At 64.3% G+C, this 23,800-nt stretch carries 24 protein-coding genes; 20 read left to right on the forward strand and 4 right to left on the reverse strand.

The genetic code is table 11. The features are described from left to right. Positions 1 to 50: 50 nt before the first annotated feature. Complete coding sequence (locus L3N39_RS06280; protein WP_237256418.1) at positions 51 to 1,019, reverse strand: polyprenyl synthetase family protein; 969 nt, start codon at positions 1,017 to 1,019, stop codon at positions 51 to 53. A gap of 244 nt (positions 1,020 to 1,263) precedes the next feature. Here L3N39_RS06280 and rplU point away from each other — a divergent pair, with 244 nt between their 5' ends. The 5 genes from rplU to L3N39_RS06305 all read left to right on the forward strand — a co-directional run bounded on the left by rplU (position 1,264) and on the right by L3N39_RS06305 (position 4,891). Then, entirely contained in the window at positions 1,264 to 1,575 is a 312-nt protein-coding gene (gene rplU / locus L3N39_RS06285) for a 50S ribosomal protein L21 (RefSeq protein WP_237256419.1), read from the forward strand. 35 nt (positions 1,576 to 1,610) lie between these two features. Beyond that, positions 1,611 to 1,868, forward strand: coding sequence for a 50S ribosomal protein L27 (gene rpmA, locus L3N39_RS06290; protein WP_237256420.1), 258 nt, complete (start codon positions 1,611 to 1,613; stop codon positions 1,866 to 1,868). 143 nt (positions 1,869 to 2,011) lie between these two features. Next, positions 2,012 to 3,229, forward strand: a complete 1,218-nt coding sequence (cgtA, locus tag L3N39_RS06295) for an Obg family GTPase CgtA (RefSeq protein WP_237256421.1) — start codon at positions 2,012 to 2,014, stop codon at positions 3,227 to 3,229. Between the two features lie 74 nt (positions 3,230 to 3,303). Then, positions 3,304 to 4,422 carry a glutamate 5-kinase gene (gene proB, locus L3N39_RS06300; protein WP_237256422.1) on the forward strand — a complete coding sequence of 373 codons (1,119 nt, stop codon included), beginning with the start codon at positions 3,304 to 3,306 and terminating at the stop codon, positions 4,420 to 4,422. 7 nt (positions 4,423 to 4,429) lie between these two features. Then, entirely contained in the window at positions 4,430 to 4,891 is a 462-nt protein-coding gene (locus L3N39_RS06305) for a CreA family protein (protein ID WP_237256590.1), read from the forward strand. 79 nt (positions 4,892 to 4,970) lie between these two features. On the opposite strand, the gene rpsT is transcribed toward L3N39_RS06305, so the two are convergent. Further along, positions 4,971 to 5,246, reverse strand: coding sequence for a 30S ribosomal protein S20 (rpsT, locus tag L3N39_RS06310; protein WP_237256591.1), 276 nt, complete (start codon positions 5,244 to 5,246; stop codon positions 4,971 to 4,973). A 212-nt stretch (positions 5,247 to 5,458) separates the two neighbouring features. Here rpsT and murJ point away from each other — a divergent pair, with 212 nt between their 5' ends. From murJ to ispH, 6 genes are all read left to right on the forward strand, one after another. Then, positions 5,459 to 7,006, forward strand: a complete 1,548-nt coding sequence (gene murJ, locus L3N39_RS06315) for a murein biosynthesis integral membrane protein MurJ (RefSeq protein WP_237256423.1) — start codon at positions 5,459 to 5,461, stop codon at positions 7,004 to 7,006. 80 nt (positions 7,007 to 7,086) lie between these two features. Next, positions 7,087 to 8,037 carry a bifunctional riboflavin kinase/FAD synthetase gene (ribF, locus tag L3N39_RS06320; RefSeq protein ID WP_237256424.1) on the forward strand — a complete coding sequence of 317 codons (951 nt, stop codon included), beginning with the start codon at positions 7,087 to 7,089 and terminating at the stop codon, positions 8,035 to 8,037. A 1-nt stretch (position 8,038) separates the two neighbouring features. Next, positions 8,039 to 10,870: an isoleucine--tRNA ligase gene (gene ileS / locus L3N39_RS06325; protein WP_237256425.1), complete on the forward strand. Its 2,832-nt coding sequence runs from the start codon at positions 8,039 to 8,041 to the stop codon at positions 10,868 to 10,870. 111 nt (positions 10,871 to 10,981) lie between these two features. Then, entirely contained in the window at positions 10,982 to 11,482 is a 501-nt protein-coding gene (gene lspA / locus L3N39_RS06330) for a signal peptidase II (RefSeq protein WP_237256426.1), read from the forward strand. Then, complete coding sequence (gene fkpB, locus L3N39_RS06335; protein WP_237256427.1) at positions 11,479 to 11,916, forward strand: FKBP-type peptidyl-prolyl cis-trans isomerase; 438 nt, start codon at positions 11,479 to 11,481, stop codon at positions 11,914 to 11,916. The genes lspA and fkpB overlap by 4 nt, the downstream gene beginning before the upstream one ends. Positions 11,917 to 11,971: 55 nt before the next feature. Then, on the forward strand, positions 11,972 to 12,916 hold the full coding sequence (ispH, locus tag L3N39_RS06340) for a 4-hydroxy-3-methylbut-2-enyl diphosphate reductase (protein WP_237256428.1): 945 nt from the start codon (positions 11,972 to 11,974) through the stop codon (positions 12,914 to 12,916). Here the strand turns inward: ispH and L3N39_RS06345 are convergent. Beyond that, positions 12,913 to 13,425 carry a GspH/FimT family pseudopilin gene (locus L3N39_RS06345; RefSeq protein WP_348983389.1) on the reverse strand — a complete coding sequence of 171 codons (513 nt, stop codon included), beginning with the start codon at positions 13,423 to 13,425 and terminating at the stop codon, positions 12,913 to 12,915. The genes ispH and L3N39_RS06345 overlap by 4 nt on opposite strands. A 132-nt stretch (positions 13,426 to 13,557) precedes the next feature. On the opposite strand from L3N39_RS06345, the gene L3N39_RS06350 reads away from it, so the two are divergent. From L3N39_RS06350 to speA, 9 genes are all read left to right on the forward strand, one after another. After that, positions 13,558 to 14,055: a GspH/FimT family pseudopilin gene (locus tag L3N39_RS06350; protein ID WP_284691923.1), complete on the forward strand. Its 498-nt coding sequence runs from the start codon at positions 13,558 to 13,560 to the stop codon at positions 14,053 to 14,055. After that, positions 14,056 to 14,493: a type IV pilus modification protein PilV gene (pilV, locus tag L3N39_RS06355; RefSeq protein ID WP_237256431.1), complete on the forward strand. Its 438-nt coding sequence runs from the start codon at positions 14,056 to 14,058 to the stop codon at positions 14,491 to 14,493. It begins immediately after the preceding gene. Beyond that, on the forward strand, positions 14,490 to 15,512 hold the full coding sequence (locus tag L3N39_RS06360; protein WP_237256432.1) for a PilW family protein: 1,023 nt from the start codon (positions 14,490 to 14,492) through the stop codon (positions 15,510 to 15,512). The genes pilV and L3N39_RS06360 overlap by 4 nt, the downstream gene beginning before the upstream one ends. Positions 15,513 to 15,517: 5 nt before the next feature. Next, the gene (locus L3N39_RS06365; RefSeq protein ID WP_237256433.1) at positions 15,518 to 16,006 is read left to right on the forward strand and encodes a pilus assembly PilX family protein; all 489 of its coding nucleotides are present in this window, start codon (positions 15,518 to 15,520) and stop codon (positions 16,004 to 16,006) included. Positions 16,007 to 16,014: 8 nt separating this feature from the next. Next, entirely contained in the window at positions 16,015 to 19,251 is a 3,237-nt protein-coding gene (locus tag L3N39_RS06370; RefSeq protein ID WP_237256434.1) for a pilus assembly protein, read from the forward strand. Continuing rightward, on the forward strand, positions 19,248 to 19,664 hold the full coding sequence (locus L3N39_RS06375; protein ID WP_237256435.1) for a type IV pilin protein: 417 nt from the start codon (positions 19,248 to 19,250) through the stop codon (positions 19,662 to 19,664). Before L3N39_RS06370 ends, L3N39_RS06375 begins: the two co-directional genes overlap by 4 nt. 59 nt (positions 19,665 to 19,723) lie before the next feature. Further along, a complete protein-coding gene (thiO, locus tag L3N39_RS06380) occupies positions 19,724 to 20,815 on the forward strand; it encodes a glycine oxidase ThiO (protein WP_237256436.1) in 1,092 nt (363 codons plus the stop codon). A 115-nt stretch (positions 20,816 to 20,930) separates the two neighbouring features. Further along, the gene (locus L3N39_RS06385; protein WP_237256437.1) at positions 20,931 to 21,302 is read left to right on the forward strand and encodes a translation initiation factor Sui1; all 372 of its coding nucleotides are present in this window, start codon (positions 20,931 to 20,933) and stop codon (positions 21,300 to 21,302) included. Between the two features lie 111 nt (positions 21,303 to 21,413). Then, positions 21,414 to 23,327: an arginine decarboxylase gene (gene speA / locus L3N39_RS06390; RefSeq protein ID WP_237256438.1), complete on the forward strand. Its 1,914-nt coding sequence runs from the start codon at positions 21,414 to 21,416 to the stop codon at positions 23,325 to 23,327. Between the two features lie 14 nt (positions 23,328 to 23,341). Here the strand turns inward: speA and L3N39_RS06395 are convergent, their stop codons facing one another. Next, positions 23,342 to 23,800: a DUF2214 family protein gene (locus L3N39_RS06395; protein ID WP_237256439.1), complete on the reverse strand. Its 459-nt coding sequence runs from the start codon at positions 23,798 to 23,800 to the stop codon at positions 23,342 to 23,344.

Here is a 23,800-nt window from a genome sequence, read left to right on the forward strand (position 1 = left end):
CCCTGCGATCCGATGGTCGGCCATCGATGGGCGAAACGGCTATCGGTGGATCAGTGCGTGCGGGCTACCGCAAAGCGCGACAGTTCGACGAGCGCGTCGCGATACTCGTTGGCCGGGATCGATTCGAGCGCGGCGATCGCGCTGTCGGCATGCTGGCGCGCCAGTTGCGCGGTGTAGGCCAGCGCCCCCGAGGCCTCGACTGCCTCGCGGATACTTTCCAGATCCTCGATGCCGCCTTTCTGGATCGCGCGGCGCACCAGGCTGGCCTGGGCTGCGCTGCCTTCGCGCATGGTGTAGATCAACGGCAGGGTGGGCTTGCCCTCGGCGAGGTCGTCGCCGACGTTCTTGCCCAGGGCCTGGGTGTCGCCCTGGTAGTCGAGCAGGTCGTCGACCAGTTGGAAGGCAATACCCAGGTGGTCGCCGAAGACACGCAGCGCCTCGCGCTGTTCGTCGCTGGCGCCGACCAGGGTCGCGGCGCTGTGGGTCGAGGCTTCGAAGAGCATCGCGGTCTTGCCGCGGATGACCTCCATGTAGATTTCCTCGGTGGTGCTGGCATCGCGCACCTTGGACAGCTGCAGCACCTCGCCCTCGGCGATCACCCGGGTGGCCTGGGAAATGATCTGCATGACCGGCATCGAGCCGAGCTCGACCATCATCTCGAACGAGCGTGCATAGAGGAAGTCGCCGACCAGCACGCTGGGCGCGTTGCCCCACAGCGCGTTGGCGGTCGAGCGGCCGCGACGCATGCCGGACATGTCGACCACGTCGTCATGCAGCAGGGTAGAGGTGTGCAGGAATTCGATGATGGCAGCCAGCAGGCGCAGCTGGTCGCCCTGGTGGCCGAGGGCGCTGCCACTGAGCAGCACCAGCAAGGGGCGCAGGCGCTTGCCACCGGCGGAGGTGATATAGTCCCCGATCTTTTCTACCAGGGGCACGCGAGACGACAGCTGCTTGCGGATGATCGCGTCGACGGCTGTGAAATCGTCCGCCACAACTTGGTAGAAGGCCTGGGGCTGCATCGGGGGCTCCTCGGAGATTGCGCGGCATGCTATGAGCCGGGTCCGGGACTGTCAAGGCAGCTACAGTCGGGCCTTGCGCGGGCCAGTGTGCCTGCGTACAATCGCGGACCCTGAACTTCCCCCTGGGCATTTTCCCTGCCTTACGCAATTGCACGGGCGTCCCTTCCGGCCCCATGCAGCCATGCCAGTCAATACCTTCCTTCCTATAAAGCGCTGGGTGAGCAGGATCAACGGAGAAACACAGATGTACGCAGTTATCGTTACCGGCGGCAAGCAGTACAAGGTTGCCGAAGGTGAATACCTCAAGATCGAGAAGCTCGAGATCCCGACCGGCGAAGCAGTCACCTTCGACCGCGTTCTGCTGATCGGCAATGGCGAAGACGTGAAGATCGGTGCTCCGGTCGTCGACGGTGCCAAGGTTACCGCCGAGGTGGTTGCCCAGGGTCGTCACGACAAGGTCAGCATCATCAAGTTCCGTCGCCGCAAGCACCACATGAAGCGTCAGGGCCACCGTCAGTGGTTCACTGAGGTCAAAATCACCGGTATCCAGGGCTAACAGGGCCTGGATCCCTACATAGGAGTATTGAACTCATGGCACACAAAAAAGCTGGCGGTTCTACCCGCAACGGTCGCGATTCCGAAAGTAAACGCCTTGGCGTGAAGATGTATGGCGGCCAGGTCATCAAGGCCGGCAACATCATCGTTCGCCAGCGTGGCACCCAGTTCCACCCGGGCGTCGGCGTCGGCATCGGCAAGGATCACACGCTCTTCGCCAAGGTCGAAGGTGTGGTCAAGTTCGAAGTGAAGGGCGCTTTCGGCCGTCGCTACGTGAGCGTCGTCGCAGCCTAACTGCGGCGTTGCTGGAAAAGCCCTGTCATGCGACGGGGCTTTTTTGTTTGTATCCTCGCCACTTGCGCGGCGTTTGTCGCCGGCTGGCTGGCGTCTGTTTTCTGGTTTTTTTCGGCCCGTCCGGTGGCGGGAGGCGTTCCTCAATGAAATTCGTCGATGAAGTATCGATCCACGTAAAGGCCGGTGACGGCGGCAACGGCATGATGAGCTTTCGTCGCGAAAAGTTTATCGAGAAGGGCGGCCCCAACGGCGGCGACGGCGGTGATGGCGGCTCGGTGTTCCTCGAGGCCGACGAGAACCTCAATACCCTCGTCGACTACCGCTACACCCGCCGCTTCGCGGCGCCGAACGGGCAGAAGGGCGGCAGTACCGACTGCACCGGGGCGAAGGGCGACGACTTGATCCTGCCGGTGCCGGTCGGCACCACGGTGATCGATGCGGCGACCCAGGAAATCATCGGCGACCTGACCCGTGCCGGGCAGCGCCTGATGGTCGCCCAGGGGGGGTGGCACGGTCTCGGCAACACGCGCTTCAAGTCCAGTACCAACCGGGCGCCGCGCCAGACTACGCCGGGCAAGCCGGGTGAGGCGCGCGACCTGAAGCTTGAGCTCAAGGTGCTGGCCGACGTCGGCCTGCTCGGCCTGCCGAATGCCGGCAAGAGTACCTTCATCCGCTCGGTGTCGGCAGCCAAGCCGAAGGTGGCGGATTACCCGTTCACCACGCTGGTGCCGAACCTGGGCGTGGTCAGTGTGGGGCGTTACAAGAGCTTCGTGATCGCCGACATCCCGGGCCTGATCGAGGGAGCCTCCGAAGGTGCCGGGCTGGGCATCCGTTTCCTCAAGCACTTGGCGCGGACCCGGCTGCTGCTGCATCTGGTGGACATGGCGCCGGTGGATGGCAGTGATCCGGCGGACGCCGCCGAGGTCATCCTTGGCGAGCTGGAGAAGTTCAGTCCGGCCCTGGCCCAGCGCGATCGCTGGCTGGTGCTGAACAAGGCCGACCAGTTGCTCGAGGACGAGCGCGAGGTGCGGGTACGCAGCGTCGTCGAGCGTCTCGGCTGGCAGGGGCCGGTGTATGTCATCTCGGCGCTGGAGCGCGAGGGTACCGAGGAGCTCAGCCAGGCCATCATGCGTTATCTCGATGAGCGCAGCCTGCGTATCGTCGAGGATCCCGCCTATGCCGAGCAGTTGGCCGAACTGGACCAGCAGATCGAGGACGAGGCGCGGGCCCGCCTGCAGGAGCTCGACGATCAGCGCGCGCTGCGGCGTGCCGGGGTCAAGGCTGCCGACGAGCCCGAGGATGACGATTTCGACGACGATGATGATGACGAGGGCGGCGCCGAGATCTTCTACGTGCGCTGAGCCGGGGCGATGCTGTGGGCGGCCGGTGGCGCGGAGTCCGGCCGGATGTTTGCCGTTATGGGAAGACATGAGCGATGCGGGACAAGGTGAGCGGCGCGCGGCGCTGGGTAGTGAAGATCGGTAGCGCCTTGCTGACGGCCGACGGCCGTGGGCTCGACCAGGCGGCGATGGCGGTATGGGTGGACCAGATGGTCGCCCTGCGCCAGGCCGGTGTCGAGCTGGTGCTGGTTTCCTCCGGGGCGGTCGCGGCCGGCATGAGTCGCCTGGGTTGGGCGGCGCGGCCGAAGGCGGTGCACGAGCTGCAGGCCGCGGCGGCGGTGGGGCAGATGGGCCTCATCCGCGCCTGGGAGTCGAGCTTTGCGCGCTGCGAGCAGCAGACCGCGCAGATCCTCGTCACCCATGACGACCTATCCGATCGCAAGCGCTACCTCAATGCGCGCAGTACCCTGCGCACGCTCATCGATCTGGGTGTGGTGCCGGTCATCAACGAGAACGACACCGTGGTCACCGATGAGATCCGCTTCGGCGACAACGACACCCTGGCCGCGCTGGTGGCCAATCTGGTGGAGGCCGATCTCCTGGTGATCCTCACCGACCGCGATGGCATGTTCGATGCCGATCCGCGGACCAATCCGGACGCCAACCTGATCAGCGAGGCGCGTGCCGACGATCCGTCGCTGGATGCCGTCGCCGGGGGTACCGGTGGCGCGCTGGGGCGTGGCGGCATGCAGACCAAGCTGCGTGCGGCGCGCCTGGCGGCGCGTTCCGGCGCGCATACGGTGATCGTTGGCGGGCGCATCGAGCAGGTGCTGTCGCGGCTCAAGTCCGGCGAGCGGCTGGGTACGCTGCTGGCGCCGGAGTGCAGTCGTCATGCGGCGCGCAAGCAGTGGCTGGCCGGGCACCTGCAGACCCGCGGCACGCTGACGCTGGATGCCGGCGCCGTGCGGGCGCTGCGCCAGGGTCGGGGCAGCCTGCTGCCGGTGGGGGTGCGCGCGGTCGAAGGTGGGTTTCGCCGTGGCGAGATGGTGGTCTGTGTCGGCCCGGAGGGCAGCGAGGTGGCGCGAGGGTTGGTCAACTACAGTGCGGCCGAGGCGCAGCGGATCATCGGGCGGCCGTCGGACGAGATCGAGAAGTTGCTCGGCTATGTCGATGAGCCCGAGCTGGTCCATCGCGACAACATGATCCTGGTGTGAGGTGAGTATGCGTCGGCTTGCGCTGGCCTGGCTGGGCATGTCGCTGGCGACATCGCTGGCGGCTGAGGAAATCGGCTCGGTGGACACGGTGTTCAAGTGGCTGGGTCCGAACCACAAGATCGTCGTCGAAGCCTTCGACGATCCGAAGGTGCGTGGCGTGACCTGCTACCTGTCGCGAGCCAAGACGGGCGGCATCAAGGGTGGGCTGGGGCTCGCCGAGGATCGCGCCGAGGCTTCGATCGCCTGCCGCCAGGTCGGGCCGATCAGTTTCGCGGGCAAGCTGGAGGATGGCGAGGTGGTGTTCAGGGAGCGCACCTCGCTGGTGTTCAAGACCATGCAGGTGGTGCGTTTCTTCGACGAGTCGCGCAATGCGCTGGTCTATCTCGTGTACAGCGACCGGGTGATCGAGGGCAGTCCGCAGAATGCCGTGACGGCGATTCCGATCCTGCCCTGGCCGGTGGCGCAGTAGCCTTTGCAGGCAGGGCGCTGGGTAAATCGCAGGCATGAAAAAACCGGCTCGAGGCCGGTTTCTTCAGAACGACGCCAGATCAGGCTGCGGCTTGGCCGAGTGCCTTGATATGGCCGTTCAGGCGGCTCTTGTGACGAGCGGCCTTGTTCTTGTGGATGATGCCCTTGTCGGCCATGCGGTCGATGACCGGTACGGCTGCGGTGTAGGCGGCCTGGGCTTTCTCCAGGTCCTTGGCATCGATGGCCTTGACCACATTCTTGATGTATGTGCGAACCATGGAGCGCAAGCTGGCGTTGTGGCTGCGACGCTTCTCAGCCTGAATTGCGCGTTTTTTGGCGGAAGGGCTGTTGGCCACCGTCGAACTCCTCGAAAACGTGGGGGTTGCAAAGCAAATAAGGCCGCGAATCATGCCGATCCTCCTGGCCCTTGTCAAGCCTCCGGCGTGGTGGTCACGACTCTGGCTGGACGGGCGGCGCAGGGCTAAACTCGCGCCCGCTTCGTATGTCCTATGGCGCTGCGCGGGCCGGACCCTGCGCTGTCTTCTTCCTATTCTTTCGGGTCGAGCGAATGACCGATAAAGCCGGTAAGGGTGGCCTGTTGCGCTCCAGCGCCGTGGTCAGCGTGATGACGCTGCTCTCGCGGGTGCTGGGCATGGTGCGCGACATGGTGGTGGCCAGCTATTTTGGCTCCGGGGCGGCGGCGGACGCCTTCTTCATCGCCTTCAAGATCCCCAACTTCCTGCGTCGCCTGTTCGCCGAGGGCGCCTTCGCCCAGGCCTTCGTGCCGGTGCTTTCCGAATACCGCACCAAGCGCTCGCTGGCCGAGGTCAAGCAGCTGGTCGATCGCACGGCTGGCATGCTGGCCCTGGTGCTGGCGTCGTTGACCGTGGTCGGGGTGCTGGCGGCGCCCTACGTGGTGATGGTCTTCGCGCCCGGCTTCCATGACGAGCCGGCGAAGATGGCGCTCGCCGGCGAGCTGCTGCGTATCACCTTTCCCTATCTGCTGCTGATCTCGCTGACCGCCTTCACCTCGGGCGTGCTCAACAGCTATGGCTATTTCGCCGTGCCGGGATTCACGCCGGTGCTGCTCAATGTCTGCATGATCGGCTCGGCGGTATTCCTCTCGCCGTATTTCGACGAGCCGGTGATGGCGCTGGCCTGGGGCGTGTTCATCGCCGGTTTCGCCCAGTTCGGCTTCCAGTTGCCCTATGTCGCCCGCCTGGGGTTGCTGCCGCGGCCGCGGGTGCGCTTCGGCGACGAGGGTGTGCGGCGAATCATGCTGCTCATGGTGCCGGCGTTGTTCGGCGTCTCGGTGAGCCAGATCAACCTGTTGCTCGATACGGTGCTGGCCTCGTTCCTCGAGACGGGCAGCGTGTCCTGGCTGTACTACGCCGACCGCCTGTCGGAGCTGCCGCTGGGTGCCTTCGGCATCGCGATCGGTACGGTGATCCTGCCGAGCCTGTCGCGCCAGCATGCCGGCGACGATCCCAAGGCGTTCTCCGCGACACTGGACTGGGCGCTGCGCATGGTCCTCCTGGTCGGGGTTCCGGCAGCCCTGGCGCTGGGAATTCTCGCCGAGCCGCTGATCGCCGGCCTGTTCTTCTACGGGGCGATGACCGAGCAGGCGGTGGTGCAGTCGGCCAATGCGCTGGAAGCCTATTCCCTCGGCGTGCTCGCCTTCATGTTGATCAAGGTGCTGGCTCCGGGCTTCTTCGCGCGGCAGGACCTGAAGACGCCGGTGCGGGTGGCGATCATCTGCATGGTGGCGAACATGGTGTTCAACCTGCTGCTGATCTGGCCGCTCAAGCACGTGGGGCTGGCGCTGGCCACCTCGATGTCCTCGCTGCTCAACGCCGGACTGCTGTTCTGGGGCTTGTACCGCATCGGCGTCTACCGGCCCGAACGCGGCTGGCTGATGTTCTGGCTGCGCCTGGCCGGCGGTTGTGCGGCAATGGTCGGGTTCGTCTACTGGCTCAATCCGGCGTCGAGCGACTGGTTCGCCTGGGGCTGGCAGCAGCGGGCCTGGCAGCTGGCGTTGCTGGTGTGCGGCGGCATGCTCGCCTATCTCGCCGGCCTGGTCGTCCTGGGGCTGCGGCCGCGGCATCTGCGCCACTGATCCGCACCGGCTGCGGTGAAGCCTGTCCGCGATGCCGGGCTCTGCGTATAATCGGCCACTTTTCAAGCAAGAAGTGCGGTATGCAGCTGGTTCGTGGTCTTCACAACCTGCGCCCCCGGCATCGGGGCTGCGTAGCTACCATCGGCAATTTCGACGGCGTGCACCGGGGCCACCAGGCGATCCTGGCGCGCCTGCGCGAGCGTGCGGCCGAGCTGCAACTGCCCAGTTGCGTGGTGATCTTCGAGCCGCAGCCGCGCGAGTTCTTCTCGCCGGACAAGGCGCCGCCCCGCCTGACCCGGCTGCGCGAAAAGCTGTGCCTGCTCGAGGAGCAGGGTGTCGACCTGGTGCTGTGCCTGGCCTTCAATCGACGCCTGCGCGAGCTCAGCGCCGCCGAGTTCGTCCACGCCGTGCTGGTCGAAGGGCTGGGTGTGCGGCACCTCGAGGTCGGTGACGATTTCCGCTTCGGCTGCGACCGTGCCGGCGACTTCGATTTTCTGCTCCGCGCCGGTGCCGCCGAAGGCTTCACGGTGGAGGCCGCGACCACCATCGAGGTGGACGGCGAGCGGGTCAGCAGCACGCGGCTGCGCGAGGTGCTGGCACGTGGCGACCTTGACGCGGCGCAGGCGCTGCTCGGCCGCGCGTTCAGCCTCGGCGGTCGGGTGGTGCATGGGCAGAAGCTCGGCCGCCAGCTCGGTGCGCCGACGGCCAACGTGCAGCTCAAGCGCCGCACCACGCCGCTGAGCGGGGTGTACCTGGTCAGTGTCGAACTGGATGGCGTATCGCGGCCGGGCGTGGCCAACATCGGCATGCGTCCGACGGTCGAGAGCGATGGTCGGCCGCACCTGGAGGTGCACCTGCTGGACTTCCAAGGCGACCTCTACGGCCGCCGGGTCGAGGTCGTCTTCCGGCGCAAGTTGCGCGACGAGTTGCGTTTCGCCTCCCTGGAGGCGCTCAAGACGGCGATCGATGCGGACATCGCCGCGGCCCGAGATTACTGGCGGGCTTCATCCCTCATGACGAGTCAGGACTGAAATGACCGATTACAAAGCGACCCTCAATCTGCCGTCCACGGCATTTCCGATGAAGGCCGGTCTGCCACAGCGCGAGCCGGAGATTCTGCAGCGCTGGAACAGCATCGACCTGTACCGGAAGCTGCGGCAGATCGGCGAGGGACGCCCGAAGTTCATCCTGCACGATGGTCCGCCGTACGCGAACGGCAACATCCACATCGGCCATGCGGTGAACAAGGTCATCAAGGACATGATCGTGCGTTCGCGTACCCTCGCCGGGTTCGACGCACCTTACGTACCGGGTTGGGACTGCCATGGCTTGCCCATCGAGCACAAGGTCGAGACCACCTTCGGCAAGAACCAGCCGGCGGACCTGACCCGCGAGCGCTGCCGCGCCTACGCCGCCGAGCAGATCGAGGGGCAGAAGGCCGACTTCATTCGCCTCGGCGTGCTGGGCGACTGGGACAACCCGTACAAGACCATGGACTTCGCCAACGAGGCCGGTGAGATCCGCGCCCTGGCCAAGCTGGTCGAGGGTGGTTTCGTCTTCAAGGGCCTGAAGCCGGTGAACTGGTGCTTCGACTGCGGTTCGGCGCTGGCAGAGGCCGAGGTGGAGTATCAGGACAAGAAGTCCGATGCCATCGACGTCGCCTTCGAAGTCGAGGACGCCGACAAGCTGGCCGCCGCGTTCGGCCTGGCCAGCCTGGCCAAGCCTGCCAGCATCGTCATCTGGACCACCACGCCCTGGACCATTCCGGCCAACCAGGCGCTGAACGTGCATCCCGAGTTCGTCTATGCGCTGGTGGACACCGGCGAGCGCCTGCTGGTGCTGGCCGAAGAGCTGGTCGAGTCCAGCCTGCAGCGCTATGGCCTGGCCGGTGAAATCATCGCCCGTTGCGAAGGCAAGGCGCTGGAGCTGATCCGCTTCCGTCATCCGTTCTACGAGCGCTTCGCTCCGGTCTACCTGGCCGACTACGTGGAAACCGGTGCCGGTACCGGTATCGTCCATTCGGCGCCCGCATACGGCGAGGACGACTTCCGCTCCTGCAAGCACTACGGCATGGAGAATGACGACATTCTCGGCCCGGTGCAGAGCAATGGCGTCTATGTCTCGGACCTGCCGTTCTTCGGCGGCCAGTTCATCTGGAAGGCCAACCCGGCCATCGTCGAGAAGCTCGCCGAGGTTGGCGCGCTGCTCAAGCATGAGTCGATCCAGCACAGCTACATGCACTGCTGGCGGCACAAGACGCCGCTGATCTACCGCGCCACGGCGCAGTGGTTCGTCGGCATGGACAAGGTCGCCCACGACGGCAGTTCGCTGCGCCGCCGTGCGCTGGACGCCATCGAACAGACCGAATTCGTCCCGGGCTGGGGGCAGGCGCGCCTGCACGGCATGATTGCCGGACGTCCGGACTGGTGTATCTCGCGCCAGCGGACCTGGGGTGTGCCGATTCCGTTCTTCCTGCACAAGGAAAGCGGCGAGCTGCACCCGCGTACTGTCGAGCTGATGGAGCAGGTGGCCCTGCGTGTGGAACAGGGCGGTATCGAGGCCTGGTCGAAGCTGGACGCGGCCGAGCTGCTCGGCGACGAAGCGGCGCAGTACGAGAAGATCACCGATACCTTGGACGTCTGGTTCGATTCCGGCACCACCCACTGGCACGTGATGCGCGGCTCGCACCCCATGGGCCACGAGCAGGGCCCGCGTGCCGATCTGTATCTGGAAGGCTCCGACCAGCATCGCGGCTGGTTCCATTCCTCGCTCTTGACCGGCGCCGCCATCGACGGTCATGCGCCGTACCGCGGCTTGCTCACCCATGGCTTCACCGTGGACGAGAACGGTCGCAAGATGTCCAAATCCCTCGGCAACGTCATCGCGCCGCAGGAAATCACCGACAGCATGGGCGCCGACATCCTGCGCCTGTGGGTCTCGGCGACCGACTATTCCGGCGAGATGGCGGTTTCCAAGCAGATCCTGCAGCGCAGCGCCGATGCCTACCGGCGTATCCGCAACACCGCGCGCTTCCTGCTCTCGAACCTCGACGGTTTCGACCCGGCGCAGCACATGGTGCCGAACGATCAGCTGATCGCGCTGGATCGCTGGGCCATCGACCGTGCGCTGCTGCTGCAGCGCGAGATCGAGGAGGCCTACACCACCTACAAGTTCTGGAATGTCTACCAGAAGGTGCACAACTTCTGTGTGCAGGAGCTGGGCGGCTTCTATCTGGACATCATCAAGGACCGCCAGTACACCACGGGCGCCGACAGTCTGCCGCGACGTTCCTGCCAGACTGCGCTGTACCACATCGCCGAGGCGCTGGTGCGCTGGATCGCACCGATCCTGGCATTCACCGCCGAAGAGATCTGGCAGTACCTGCCGGGCGAGCGTAACGAGTCGGTGATGCTCAATACCTGGTACGAAGGGCTTGCCGAGCTGCCAGACGGCTTCGAGCTGGGTCGCCCGTTCTGGGACAAGGTCATGGCGGTCAAGGCCGCGGTGAACAAGGAACTGGAGAACCAGCGCAACGCCAAGGCCATTGGCGGCAACCTGCAGGCCGAGGTCACCCTGTATGCCGAGGAATCGCTGGCGGCCGATCTGGCCCGTCTGGGCAACGAGTTGCGCTTCGTGCTGATCACCTCGGCGGTGCAGATCGCGCCGCTGGCCCAGGCGCCTGCCGAGGCAGTCGACAGCGAGCTGGCCGGGCTCAAGCTGCTGGTGCGCAAGACCGAGCACAGCAAGTGCGGTCGTTGCTGGCACCACCTGCCGGACGTGGGCAGCCATGCCGAACACCCGGAAATCTGCGGCCGCTGCGTGGAGAACATCGAAGGCGCCGGCGAGGTCCGTCACTATGCGTGACCCCTTGCGGACGGTCGTAGGGTGGGCTTCGGCCCACCATCCCGATGCCGGGTTCGCGTTTGCCGAGCGAGCACCCGCGCTGCCGCGCGGTGTTCCAGCGGAGGCCTCGGCATGACCGCGCGTTTCGGCAAGCTCGCCTGGCTCTGGCTCAGCGTGCTGGTGATTGCCCTCGACCAGGCGACCAAGCACTGGTTCGAGGCCAATTTCAGCCTGTACCAGAAGGTCGATGTCATTCCCGACTACTTCGCCTGGACCCTGGCCTACAACACCGGTGCGGCGTTCAGCTTCCTGGCCGACCACGGCGGCTGGCAGCGCTGGCTGTTCGCGGCGATCGCCATCGGCGTCAGTGGCGTGCTGGTGGTCTGGCTCAAGCGGCTCAAGCCCGGCGAGACCTGGCTGGCCATCGCCCTGGCGCTGGTGCTGGGCGGCGCGCTGGGCAATCTCTACGACCGCGTCGTGCTGGGGCACGTGGTGGACTTCATCCTGGTCCACTGGCAGAACCGCTGGTACTTCCCGGCATTCAACATCGCCGACAGCGCGATTACCGTCGGCGCCATCATGCTGGCGCTGGACATGTTCAAGGGCAACAAGACCGGAGAATCCGCAACATGACTGAACAGCGCATCGGGCCCGACTCCGAAGTCACCCTGCATTTCGCGCTCAGCCTGGAAAACGGCGAGGTGGTCGACAGCACGTTCGACAAGAAGCCGGCCACCTTCAAGGTCGGTGACGGCAACCTCCTGCCGGGCTTCGAGCAGCAGCTTTACGGCCTCAAGGCCGGCGACCGGCGCCAGTTCCGCATCGAGCCCGAGCAGGGCTTCGGCCAGCACAACCCGCAGAACATCCAGGTGATGCCGCGTGGCCAGTTCGAGGGCATGGAGCTCTCCGAAGGCCTGCTGGTCATCTTCAACGATGCGGCGAACACCGAGCTGCCCGGCGTGGTCAAGGCATTCGACGAACGCCAGGTGACCGTGGATTTCAACCATCCGCTGGCAGGCAAGGCACTGTCTTTCGAAGTCGAGATCTTCGAGGTCAAGCCGGCCTGATGCCATCGACGGCAGAACCGCCCCTCTAACTACGCCTGTGCGCGCCGAGACGACCATGCAAATCAAACTCGCCAATCCCCGCGGCTTCTGCGCCGGCGTCGATCGCGCCATCGAAATCGTCAACCGCGCCCTGGAAGTATTCGACCCGCCGATCTACGTGCGTCACGAGGTGGTGCACAACAAGTTCGTGGTCGAGGACCTGCGTGCCCGTGGCGCGATCTTCGTCGAGGAGCTGGACCAGGTGCCGGACGATGCGATCGTCATCTTCAGTGCCCACGGCGTGTCGCAGGCGGTGCGCCAGGAGGCGGATCGACGCGGGTTGAAGGTCTTCGACGCGACCTGTCCACTGGTCACCAAGGTGCATCTGGAGGTGGCCAAGTACAGCCGTGAAGGACGTGAGTGCATCCTGATCGGCCACCAGGGACACCCCGAGGTCGAGGGCACCATGGGCCAGTACGACGCGCGCAACGGCGGTGCGATCTACCTGGTCGAGGACGAGGCGGACGTCGAGCGGCTGCAGGTGCGCAATCCCGAGGCGCTGGCGTTCGTTACCCAGACCACGCTGTCGATGGACGATACCAGCCGGGTCATCGACGCGCTGCGCAGCAAGTTCCCGAGCATCGGCGGGCCGCGCAAGGACGATATCTGCTACGCCACGCAGAACCGCCAGGACGCGGTCAAGCAGCTGGCCGTCGAGTGCGACGTGGTGCTGGTGGTCGGCAGCCCCAACAGCTCCAACTCCAACCGCCTGCGCGAACTGGCCGAGCGCATGGGTACGCCGGCCTACCTGATCGACGGCGCCGAGGATCTCCAGCAGCAGTGGTTCGCGAAGGTCGAGCGCATCGGCATCACCGCCGGTGCCTCGGCTCCGGAGGTGCTGGTGCGCGGCGTGATCGAGCGGCTCAACCAGTGGGGGGCGACCGGCATCGCCGAACTGGACGGCCGCTCGGAGAACGTTACCTTCTCGATGCCGAAGGAGTTGCGGGTCAAGGCGGTCTAGAAGGCCTCGCAACCGCTGACGGCAACCGCGGAGATCCGCCCCGCATTGTTCAGGCGCAGCTTGTAGCCCTTGCCGCCATCGTTCTGGCAGAGCGCCAGCGTGCCCATCTGGTAGGCGCCGTTGACCAGGGTGGCCCTGCCGCTAGGGGTATAGCGGATGTAGCTCTGCACAGGGGTGTTGCCGGTAAGGGACAATCCGTTTCCCACCGGTGCCGCATCCCTCAGCACTCGCTCCTGCGCTTGCAGGATGCCGTCGTGGTTGCTGTCGAGGAAGACCCGCCATCCATTTTGCCAGCGACTCTGCTTCGGTGCGATCGACACGCTGCCACCGGTGCGGATCGCTTCCTGCCTTGCATAGGCCAGGGCTCCACGTAGCGTGGAAAGGGAGTTGGAAAGTTGCTGGTCCTGCCTCAGCCTGCCCATGCCGGGGACAGCAATCATGGAAAGAATGCTAATTATCGAAAGTGTGACAAGTAACTCTACGAGACTAAGTCCCTTTGATGTAAGCATGGCTTCCTGCCTGTCTGTTGGTCTGGCGGACGAGTGCCAGTCGTCTGGCTTTCGCCTCCGACCATCTGCCTCGGAATGAATATCCAAACGGACCAGAGAATACTGTCAGCGCATCTCAAGGGGAAGGTTTGCATGCGGCGAAGTCTTGGATTCACGTTGACCGAATTAATGGTGACGGTTGCCATTCTGGCAATCGTATTGAGTATTGCTGTGCCGGGGTTCGGCAACCTGGTTCGCCAGAATCGTGCGCAGACCCAGGCGGGACTCTTGCTCAACGCACTCAATCTGGCCCGGAGCGAGTCGGTCAAGCGGGGCGGCCAGGTCAGGGTCACGTCCTCGAATAATGGGAACTGGCACGCCGGCTGGCGCATCTGGGCGGATGCCAATGCCAATGCCACGCTTGATGATGGTGAGTTGATAAGGGTCTTTCCGGGACTCGACGGAAATGCAAGCCTGACGTCGGCCGCGAGTGAAGTTGTATTCAATGGCCAAGGGCGGCTGGACAACATTGCTGCAGGCACGGTCGTGAACTTCGCCTATACGATCCCGAATCTAGAATGTCGCTACGAGCGAATAGTCAGTGTCAATGCAACGGGAAGAGCAGCGATTTCGCGAAAGGAGTGCCAATAAATGAAAAGGAGAATGGGAGGCTTCGGACTTATCGAAGTTCTCGTTTCGATGCTGATATTGGGAGTCGGGATTCTCGGCATGATAGGACTTCAGCTGAACGCTCTTCAGTTCAACCAGACAGCAGCCTTTCGCTCGCACGCGACTTTTCTGGCTTACGACATTGCCGATCGTATGCGCGCCAATGCACCAGCTGCGCTGGCAGGCAGTTATACGATCGGCCTGACCGACAGTGCACCGACCGGTAGTGGTATCGCTGATACGGACCTGCGGGAATGGAAAACCGCGATGGCGACCCAGTTGCCGGCCGGTAATGGAAGCGTGAGCAAGAACGGTGATGTTTATTCGATAACCGTGCAATGGGACGAGACCAAGTCGGGGGGCGAGGCGGCGCAGCAGTTCGTCTTTACAACCCGGCTCTGCGAGAGGGACTGCCTGTGAATTTCAAGCGGAGCAAGGGCCTGAGTCTGGTCGAGCTCATGGTGGCACTCGTCCTGAGTCTGGTGATCGGGGCTGCGGTCATGCAAATGTTCCTGTCGAGCAAGACCACCTACCGGGTTCAGGATGCAATGTCGCGGCTGCAGGAGAATGGGCGATTTGCCGTCGGCCTGCTGGCTGCCGAAAGCCGGATGGCAGGCTACATGGGGTGCGGCAACATTGAAGAGATCGACATTAATGTCATCGCCTCGCCTCCTCCGCTGGATGCCACGAATCCGCTGGGGGCGATCATGGGCGGGGCAAACAACGTAGCGTCCGGCAATGCCTGGAACGCAAGTGTCGGGACGGATGTGCTGACCATCCGCAAGGCCTCGAACCTCGGCCTGCAGTTGACCGGCAACATGGCCGTCGACAACGCCAATATTCAGGTCGTGGACAATCGGCTGGGGCTCGAGGCAGGCGATACCTTGTTCATCGCGGATTGCGTATCGGCCGACATCTTTCGTGCGACCAGCGTTTCCGCGCCAGGCGGGAAAACTACCGTGGCCCATGCCAACAACATGAACACCAGCAATCGCTTGAGCAAGGCGTACGGTACGGATGCCGAGGTCATGGCCTTCGAAGAGATCGCGTTCTTCGTGAGGGATACAGCACGACTTTCGAACGACGGAACACCGGTCAGGGCGCTGTGGATGCAGCGGCGCTTCGCCAATCGATCCGATACCAGCGCCAATCCTGCCGAGTTGGTGGATGGCGTCGAGGACTTCCAGGTGGAATACGGCATCAAGACGGGCAATAACCCGATCGCCAACGAATACCGCACGGCCAATAACGTGGCGGACTGGTCGAGGGTGGTGAGCGTGCGCTTCCGCCTTCTGTTGAACAGTACGGACGACAACGTCGTGGCAAAGAGTGGTGGTGCGGTGCAATCGATCAACTTCAATGGCGCCGCAGTCGCCGCCGATGGCCGTCTCCGGCAGACGTTCGGCAGCGTCGTGGCTATCCGTAATCGAGTTCGGTGAGAGTCATGCGAAAAAACGTGCAGAACGGCTCGGCGTTGATCATCAGCCTGGTGTTCCTGCTGATACTGACGATGATCGGAGTTGCCTCGATTCAGGATTCCACGCTTCAGGAGCGGATGGCAGGCAACGAGCGAGACAGGAACCTCGCATTCCAGGCTGCCGAAGCGGCCCTGCGGGTCGGTGAGGACCACCTGCGCCAGGCCGGGGTGTTGTTCTCCGCTGCTGGCACCAGTGGATTGATCAGTCCCGATTACACGGGGGTTCGGCCTATCGACAATAACTACCCGTGGACCGAACGTTCCCAGCAGGTTTCCGACAGTTATGCCGGGGTACAAGCTGCGCCCAGATATACCATCGAATGGCTCACGACCCAGACCTTCACGCCGAGCGATGAAGGTGAAGTTCCGGTCGTCAATTCCTACCGGGTGACGGCGCGTGCAGGGGGCGGTTCGGGTGATGCTGTGGTGGTATTGCAGTCGACAGTGAGTCGTTAAGGATGCATATGGACAAATATAGAGCTTCGGCTTTAGGGGCAGCGTTTACTCTTTACCTGGCCTCGCCGGTATATGCGCTCGGGCCTTTTCCAAACGAGCCGCTTTCCATTTCCGGAAGCGTCCCACCCAATGTCATGTTGTTGGTGGACAACTCGGGCAGTATGTACAACGCCATTCCGCCCCTAGGGGTGGAGGCAAGCAACTTTGCCCCGCCTTATTATATTTACTCGCGGGGCGGCCAATTTTACTGGGGGGGCGGGATAGAGGATGGCAATATCTCACTCTCCACGATGGTCAACTGGAACTGTGATGCCGGCTATAAGGCGCTGTATGCGTCCACTGATGGTACTGGCCGCCGATGTTATGCCCTGCCAGACCCGGCAGGTAATGGCGATACGCGCTATACATCGAAGTATCTGGCATATATCTACAATACCTACACGGCCGATGGTAATAGCGGCAACGACCTGCGTAGCGTATTGCCCAGCGAATACCGAATGGCGGTTGCCCGTGATGCGGCCAAGGCGATCGTGTCGGCGAATCGGGGCATGCGCATCGGCTTGTCCGCCTACAATGCCGCGACGCCGTCCAACGCCGGCCCGGGTGGAAGCATTCTGAACCCGGTGCTGGCGCTGTCCTCTGCCCAGGGCGTCACCCAGGCACAGGCGGACCAGAACTACACCAGCCTGATCGCCGGTATCGATCAACTGCAGCCGAGTGCAAACACACCGCTGGCCGAAAGCTACTACGAAGTGACCCGTTACTTCCGCGGTCTCAGCCGTTACCAGGGAGCTGGTACCGACGCTTACACCAGCCCCGTACAGTACCGGTGCCAGAAGAACTTCGGCGTGATTCTCACCGACGGCTTGCCGACGCATGACGCGTCGTTCCCCAGTGACGACCCGGATCGAGACAATCCCGATGTGGATGGGGCAAACAACCTCCCGGACTGGGATGGCAGGAACGAGCCTAGCGGCCAGCCGTATTCCGACGGAACCTTGTCTGGTACGGGAGAGGGAAGCACCTTCTATCTGGACGATATCGCCAAGTTTGCCTATGACGTCGACCTGATCAAGAGCGGCACCGATCTGTCGGGCAAGAGCTTCAATGACAGTTCGTATACAAAGCAGAACCTGAATACCTACACGGTTGGCTTTGCCGTCGACAACCAGATGCTCGAGGACGCTGCCGAGTACGGTCATGGTGCCTACTACACCGCGAACGACTCGAATCAGTTGACCAATGCGCTGAACAGCGCCTTGCAGTCCATCCGCCAGCAGATCAGTTCCGCTTCCGCGGTATCGGCCAATACCAAGCGTATCCAGGAAGGTGCGCTCATCTACCAGGCACGCTACAACAGCACCGAGTGGACCGGCGAAGTGCTTGCCTATCGGGTCAACATGGACGGGACGATCGGCAGCGTTGCCTGGCGCACTTCGAACAGCGGCACCTTTCCGGCCCCTGCCGAGCGGCGCATCTTCACCTATAACGACGATGCCGGCTTCACCGGCAGTCGTGGGCAGTCGCTGACCTGGAGCAATCTCAATGCTGCGCAACAGGCCAGCCTGACCAAGACCGGAGAGGCGGACAACACCAACGCGCTGAAGCGGCTCAGCTGGTTGAGAGGCGGCAGCGATGGCGTCGCGCTTGTAGCGCCTTATGCCGACCAGCGTCTTCGCAACCGCAGCTCGTTGCTTGGCGATATCGTCAACTCGGACCCGGTGTTCGTCGGCCAGCAGAACAACGGCTACAACGTGCCTAACGATGCCACCAACAGCAACGAGCCGGCCGACAGCTATCTGGCTTACGTCGAGGGCAAGGCCGATCGGGACGCCTTCCTCGTGGTGGGGGCCAACGACGGCATGCTGCACGGCTTCGATGCCGCGACGGGGGTGGAATCCTTCGCCTATGTTCCGGCCAGCGTGTTCCGTAAGCGCACCATCAGCCCCGGCGCTACCCCCGGCCTTATGGCGCTCACCGAGTCGGACTACAGCCACCAGTTCTACGTCGATGGCTCCTTCGGTCTGGGCGATCTATACGACAACGGCTGGAAAACCTATTTGGTCGGTGCGCTGGGCTATGGTGGCCGCGGTATCTTCGCCCTCGACATGACGGACCGGGAGTTCGATGCGACCGACATCAAGTGGGAGCGCACCGCCCCGGACACGAACCTGTCGACCAATCAGTGGAATGACCTCGGCTATCAGTTCGGCGAGCCCACCGTGGCCCGCGTGCTGATCGGCCAGGGCGATCGCTATGTCACCATCTTCGGCAACGGCTACGACAGCAATGCCGGCCGGGCAGTGCTCTATGTGGTCGATTCGATCACCGGCGAAGTGATCAAGACGTTCGCTGTCACCGATCCCGACGGCAGCGTTGCCGCCAATGGGCTTTCCACCGCCACGGCGTTCTATGATGCCAACCGGCGTGTCACACATGTCTACGCGGGCGATCTGCTCGGCAACCTCTGGAAGTTCGACCTGAGCTCCAGCAACACCAACCAATGGTCGAGCAGCCTACTGTTCAAGGCGCGCAACTCCACTGCCCGTCAGCCGATAACAGCCAAGGTGCGGGTCCGGCAGCATCCCGAAGGCGGGCGGCTGGTGGTGTTCGGGACCGGGCAGTACCTGGTGTCTGGTGACAAGCTGAACACCGAACTGCAGACCATCTACGGCATCTGGGATCGTGACCTTTCCGGGAACAACGAGGTGTCCAAGCTGCGGCTGCTGGAGCAGACGCTTGTCAACGAGGCGACCTCCAGCGGTCAGGACTACAGGGTACTGAGTCAGAATGCGATCGATTGGTCGACCCATCTTGGCTGGTATATCAACCTGCGGCTCGGCAGCACGGCGCTGGATGGCGAGCGAGTGGTGGCAACGCCTTCGCTGTCCAAGGACCGTGTCCTGTTCACCACTTTCATCCCGAGTAGCGACCCCTGTCTTTCGGGGGGTGAAAGCTGGTTGCTGGGTGTCGATGTGCTTAGCGGAGGACGGCTGGCCGAAAGCTTGTTCGATGTGAACAACGACCGCTACTTCGACTCGACCGACGTGGTCAGCTGTGGCGGTGCGCAGTGCACGCCAAGCGGGTTCAAGCTTTCGGACGGTACGCTGGACGCCCCGGGTAACCTGTTCGGCGACGGCGTCGACTACGGTTACAGCTCCGGCCTGTCCGGTGACATCGATCAGTTCGATCTTTCAAGCAGTGGCGGCAGGCCAGGCCGTATGTCGTGGAGACAAATCAAATGAAGCGCCAGCAGGGATTTACCTTGATCGAGTTGATGGTGGTGGTCGCAATCGTCGGCATCCTGGCCGCCATCGCCTACCCCAGTTACACCGAGTCCGTCCGCAAGGGCAAGCGCGCCGAAGCCAAGGCTGCGTTGCTGAGCGGCGCGCAGGCACTGGAGCGCTTCTACTCGGCGAACAACAGCTATGTCGATGCCGATGGCGATGCTCCGGCGGTGTTCCAGGTCGATGTGCCCGCCAGCGGTGCGGTCAACTACCAGGTCGGGGTGGTGGAGGCGACGGCCACCAGCTTCACCCTGCGCGCCACTCGTGCCGGGTCCATGGCGTCCGATCCATGCGGTAACTTCGAAATTACCCATGCAGGTGAGCGCGCACTGGATGGTAATGACGGCAAGGATGTCGCCGATTGTTGGTGAGGGCTTGATGCTGTTGTATAACGGGCCACTTTTTGTGGCCCGTTTTCATTGGGGGAAGAATGCAGAGCGTAATTGTCGGCGCGGGTGTGATCGGAATGCTGTCTGCCTATCGCCTGGCCCAGGCCGGCAGCGATGTCGTGCTGCTGGAGTCTGGCAGCACCGGCCGCGAAGCCTCCTGGGCCGGTGGTGGCATCGTTTCGCCGCTGTACCCCTGGCGCTACAGCGAGGCGGTGACGGCGCTGGCGCATTGGTCGCAAGACTTCTATCCGCAGCTCGGCGAACAGTTGCGGGAGCAGACCGGGGTGGACCCGGAGGTCCATCGCACCGGGCTCTACTGGCTGGACCTGGACGACCAGGACCAGGCGCTTGCCTGGGCCAGGCAGCATGGGCGGGAGTTGCTGGCCGTGCCGATGGACGAGGTCCATCGAGCGGTGCCGGCGCTCGGGGCCGGGTTCTCCCGCGCGGTATACATGCCGGACGTCGCCAACGTGCGCAATCCGCGCCTGCTGCAGGCATTGCACGCCGCGCTGCTGGCGTTGCCCAACGTACGCCTGCTGGAGAACTGCCAGGCGACCGGCTTCCTGCTCGAGGGTTCGCGGGTGGTCGGGGTGCGCACCAGCCAGGGCGAGCAGCGTGCCGATCAGGTCGTGGTCGCGGCCGGTGCCTGGAGCGCCGAGCTGCTGGCAACGCTGGATCTCGCGCTGCCGGTCAAGCCGATGAAGGGGCAGATGATCCTCTACAAGTGCGCCGAAGACTTCCTGCCGAGCATGGTGCTGGCCAAGCGGCGCTATGCCATCCCGCGCAAGGATGGGCACATCCTGGTGGGTAGCACGCTGGAAGATGTCGGCTTCGACAAGCAGCCTACCGCCGATGCGCTGGCGAGCTTGAAGAAGACCGCCGAGCAACTGCTGCCGGCGCTGGCCGACGCCCAGGTGGTCAAGCACTGGGCGGGGCTGCGTCCGGGCTCCCCCGACGGCATTCCCTACATTGGCGCGGCCCCCGGCGTCGAGGGGCTCTGGCTCAACTGCGGCCACTTCCGCAACGGGCTGGTACTGGCGCCGGCCTCCTGCCGACTGCTGGTCGACCTGATGCTGGGCCAGGCGCCGACGATCGATCCGGCTCCCTACGCGCCGGCCACGCGACTGGCTTGAGGCGCGCTGCGGCCGCAGCCCGGCGGCCGTGCGCTTCGAGGCTGGAGCGGATACTGGTAGATTTGCCGACACGGCCCGCGCATGCGGGCCGCCGTCTTTCGATGAGGTCATTTGCGTGGCGAAGAAAACCACCTCCCTGGCCGGCCTTGGCGGCCTGGTCTATTCCACCGACGCCGGTCGCCATTGCCCCGACTGCGGCCAGCCGGTCGGCGCCTGCAGCTGCAACCAGGCGCGCATCCCGGAAGGCGACGGCATCGCCCGGGTGCGCCGCGAGAGCAAGGGGCGCGGCGGCAAGACGGTCACCACCATCAGCGGTGTGCCGCTGGCCGAGGCCGAGCTCAAGGAGCTGGCCAGCGCGCTGAAGCGTCGCTGCGGTACCGGTGGCGCGCTCAAGGAAGGCGTGATCGAGATCCAGGGTGACCATGTCCAGTTGCTGCTCGACGAACTCGCCAGGCGCGGGTTCAAGGCGAAGAAGTCCGGCGGCTGATAGGCTTTTCGGCAGGCATTTTTACCGTCGCCGCGCATTCGGCGCCGCCGGCGGTCAAACCGATGAATCGCGTCGCACGCGACGCTCCCCGGAGTTTTCATGGAGGCCCAGATGCCTGTACGACGCACGCGCAAAGATGACGGCAGCCAGTGGACCGCGGCGGACAGCCGCAGCGTCTACGGCATTCGCCACTGGGGCGCCGGCTATTTCGCGATCAACGATCAGGGCCAGGTCGAGGTGCGGCCGCAGGGCCCCGATGGCGCGCCGATCGAGTTCAGCGGGCTGATCGAGCAGTTGCGTGAGGCAGGGCTGTCGCTGCCGCTGCTGGTGCGCTTCCCGGACATCCTGCAGAACCGCGTGCGGCGGCTGACCGGCGCCTTCGACGCGAACATCGAGCGGCTCGAATACGCCGGCCGCTATACCGCGCTGTATCCGATCAAGGTCAACCAGCAGGAGGCGGTGGTGGAGAACATCATCGCCACGCAGAACGTCTCGATCGGCCTGGAGGCGGGCTCCAAGCCCGAGCTGATGGCCGTGCTGGCGCTGGCGCCCAAGGGCGGCACCATCGTCTGCAACGGCTACAAGGACCGCGAGTTCATCCGCCTCGCGCTGATGGGGCAGAAACTCGGCCACAGCGTGTTCATCGTCATCGAGAAGGAGTCGGAGGTCGATCTGGTGATCGAGGAGGCCGCCGAACTCAAGCTCATGCCGCAGGTGGGGCTGCGCGTGCGGTTGTCGTCGCTGGCTTCCTCCAAGTGGGCCGATACCGGCGGCGAGCGCTCCAAGTTCGGTCTCTCGGCCGCGCAGCTGCTGTCGGTGATCGAGCGCTTCCGTGTCGCCGGCATCGACCAGGGCATCCGTCTGCTGCACTTCCACATGGGCTCGCAGATCGCCAACCTGGCCGACTACCGGCAGGGCTTCCGCGAGGCGATTCGCTACTACGCCGAGCTGCGCGCGCTGGGCCTGCCGGTCGATTTCATCGACGTCGGCGGCGGCCTGGGCGTGGACTACGACGGTACTCACTCGCGCAACGCCAGCTCGATCAACTACGACATCGACGAATACGCCGGCACGGTGGTCGGCATGCTCAAGGAGTTCTGCGACCGCCAGGGGCTGCCGCATCCGAACATCTTCTCCGAGAGCGGTCGCGCCATGACTGCGCACCACGCGGTGCTGGTGATGCAGGTGACCGACATCGAGCGGCACAACGACGAGGTGCCGCAGGTCGACAACTACGACGAGCTACCGGATATCGTCCAGTCGCTGGCCGACCTGCTCGGCCCGAGCGATCCGGAGATGGTCACCGAGACCTACTGGCGCGCCACCCACTACATGAGCGAGGCCGGTGCGCAGTACGCCTCCGGCAAGCTGACCCTGGCGCAGAAGGCGCTCGCCGAGCAGAGCTACTTCGCCATCTGCCGCCGCCTGTACAACCAGCTCAAGGCGCGCCAGCGCTCGCATCGCGCGGTGCTCGACGAGCTCAACGACAAGCTGGCCGACAAGTACATCTGCAACTTCTCGGTGTTCCAGAGCCTGCCGGATACCTGGGCCATCGACCAGATCCTGCCGATCGTGCCGCTGCAGCGCCTGGACGAGGAGCCGGTGCGGCGCGCCGTGCTGCAGGACCTGACCTGCGACTCGGACGGCAAGATCAAGCACTACGTCGACGAGCAGAGCATCGAGAGCAGCATGCCGGTGCACGAGGTCAGGCCCGGCGAGGAGTATTTCCTCGGCGTGTTCCTGGTCGGTGCCTACCAGGAGATCCTCGGCGACATGCACAACCTGTTCGGCGACACCGACTCGGTGAACGTCTACCAGCGCGAGGATGGCAGCTACTACCACGCCGGCATCGAGACCCACGACACCATCGAGGACATGCTGCGCTACGTGCACCTGTCGCCCGAGGAGCTGATGACCTACTACCGCGACAAGGTCGCCAGCGCCCGGCTCAGCGCCCGGGAGCGCACCCAGTATGTCGATGCGCTGCGCCTGGGCCTGACGCGCTCGTCCTACCTCACCCCCTGAGGTCGGGCCCGCGGTCAGCCGGGCATCACGCCGAAACCGCGCGCCATCAGCACCGCCAGCAGCGGAATGGCCAGCAGTGCCAGCAGCTCCAGGCGGATGACCAGGCGCACCCAGCGCGCGCGCGCGGCGCTGACCTGCGGCGCGCGGCCCTCGGCCAGGGCGGCGCGCCAGCGCAGGAAGGTCAGCGTCGGGTAGATCGACAACAGCGCCACGGCGACGAACAGGCCGACCTTGGCGTGGAACAGGCTGTTGCGCAGGTAGTAGTCCAGGCCCTTGCCGTAGAGGATCGCCCGTGCCGCGCCGCTGGCCAGCACCAGCCCGGCGGCCAGGCCGAAGAGAATGTCGGTGCGGAACAGGCTGCGGGCGCGTTCGAAGGTCAGCGGCAGGCGAAACAGCTGGTGCTCGAGCAGCAGCAGGCCGAACAGCAGGAAGATCGCCAGGAAGTGCAGGTAGGCAGCGATGGCGTAGGCCAT

The organism is Pseudomonas oligotrophica, assembly GCF_021726475.1.
In the GTDB taxonomy this organism is placed as follows: domain Bacteria; phylum Pseudomonadota; class Gammaproteobacteria; order Pseudomonadales; family Pseudomonadaceae; genus Stutzerimonas; species Stutzerimonas oligotrophica.

What these genes read in the sequence shown, in the direction of transcription:
- L3N39_RS06305 (WP_237256590.1), top strand. Translation starts at nt 4,430, where the DNA reads ATGCGTCGGCTTGCGCTGGCCTGGCTGGGCATGTCGCTGGCGACATCG.
- pilV (WP_237256431.1), top strand. Translation starts at nt 14,056, where the DNA reads ATGAAAAGGAGAATGGGAGGCTTCGGACTTATCGAAGTTCTCGTTTCG.
- murJ (WP_237256423.1), top strand. Translation starts at nt 5,459, where the DNA reads ATGACCGATAAAGCCGGTAAGGGTGGCCTGTTGCGCTCCAGCGCCGTG.
- speA (WP_237256438.1), top strand. Translation starts at nt 21,414, where the DNA reads ATGCCTGTACGACGCACGCGCAAAGATGACGGCAGCCAGTGGACCGCG.
- rpmA (WP_237256420.1), top strand. Translation starts at nt 1,611, where the DNA reads ATGGCACACAAAAAAGCTGGCGGTTCTACCCGCAACGGTCGCGATTCC.
- lspA (WP_237256426.1), top strand. Translation starts at nt 10,982, where the DNA reads ATGACCGCGCGTTTCGGCAAGCTCGCCTGGCTCTGGCTCAGCGTGCTG.
- L3N39_RS06350 (WP_284691923.1), top strand. Translation starts at nt 13,558, where the DNA reads ATGCGGCGAAGTCTTGGATTCACGTTGACCGAATTAATGGTGACGGTT.
- ispH (WP_237256428.1), top strand. Translation starts at nt 11,972, where the DNA reads ATGCAAATCAAACTCGCCAATCCCCGCGGCTTCTGCGCCGGCGTCGAT.
- L3N39_RS06375 (WP_237256435.1), top strand. Translation starts at nt 19,248, where the DNA reads ATGAAGCGCCAGCAGGGATTTACCTTGATCGAGTTGATGGTGGTGGTC.
- ribF (WP_237256424.1), top strand. Translation starts at nt 7,087, where the DNA reads ATGCAGCTGGTTCGTGGTCTTCACAACCTGCGCCCCCGGCATCGGGGC.
- L3N39_RS06280 (WP_237256418.1), bottom strand. Translation starts at nt 1,019, where the DNA reads ATGCAGCCCCAGGCCTTCTACCAAGTTGTGGCGGACGATTTCACAGCC.
- L3N39_RS06365 (WP_237256433.1), top strand. Translation starts at nt 15,518, where the DNA reads ATGCGAAAAAACGTGCAGAACGGCTCGGCGTTGATCATCAGCCTGGTG.
- ileS (WP_237256425.1), top strand. Translation starts at nt 8,039, where the DNA reads ATGACCGATTACAAAGCGACCCTCAATCTGCCGTCCACGGCATTTCCG.
- L3N39_RS06370 (WP_237256434.1), top strand. Translation starts at nt 16,015, where the DNA reads ATGGACAAATATAGAGCTTCGGCTTTAGGGGCAGCGTTTACTCTTTAC.
- proB (WP_237256422.1), top strand. Translation starts at nt 3,304, where the DNA reads ATGCGGGACAAGGTGAGCGGCGCGCGGCGCTGGGTAGTGAAGATCGGT.
- L3N39_RS06395 (WP_237256439.1), bottom strand. Translation starts at nt 23,800, where the DNA reads ATGGCCTACGCCATCGCTGCCTACCTGCACTTCCTGGCGATCTTCCTG.
- L3N39_RS06345 (WP_348983389.1), bottom strand. Translation starts at nt 13,425, where the DNA reads ATGCTTACATCAAAGGGACTTAGTCTCGTAGAGTTACTTGTCACACTT.
- rplU (WP_237256419.1), top strand. Translation starts at nt 1,264, where the DNA reads ATGTACGCAGTTATCGTTACCGGCGGCAAGCAGTACAAGGTTGCCGAA.
- thiO (WP_237256436.1), top strand. Translation starts at nt 19,724, where the DNA reads ATGCAGAGCGTAATTGTCGGCGCGGGTGTGATCGGAATGCTGTCTGCC.
- cgtA (WP_237256421.1), top strand. Translation starts at nt 2,012, where the DNA reads ATGAAATTCGTCGATGAAGTATCGATCCACGTAAAGGCCGGTGACGGC.
- fkpB (WP_237256427.1), top strand. Translation starts at nt 11,479, where the DNA reads ATGACTGAACAGCGCATCGGGCCCGACTCCGAAGTCACCCTGCATTTC.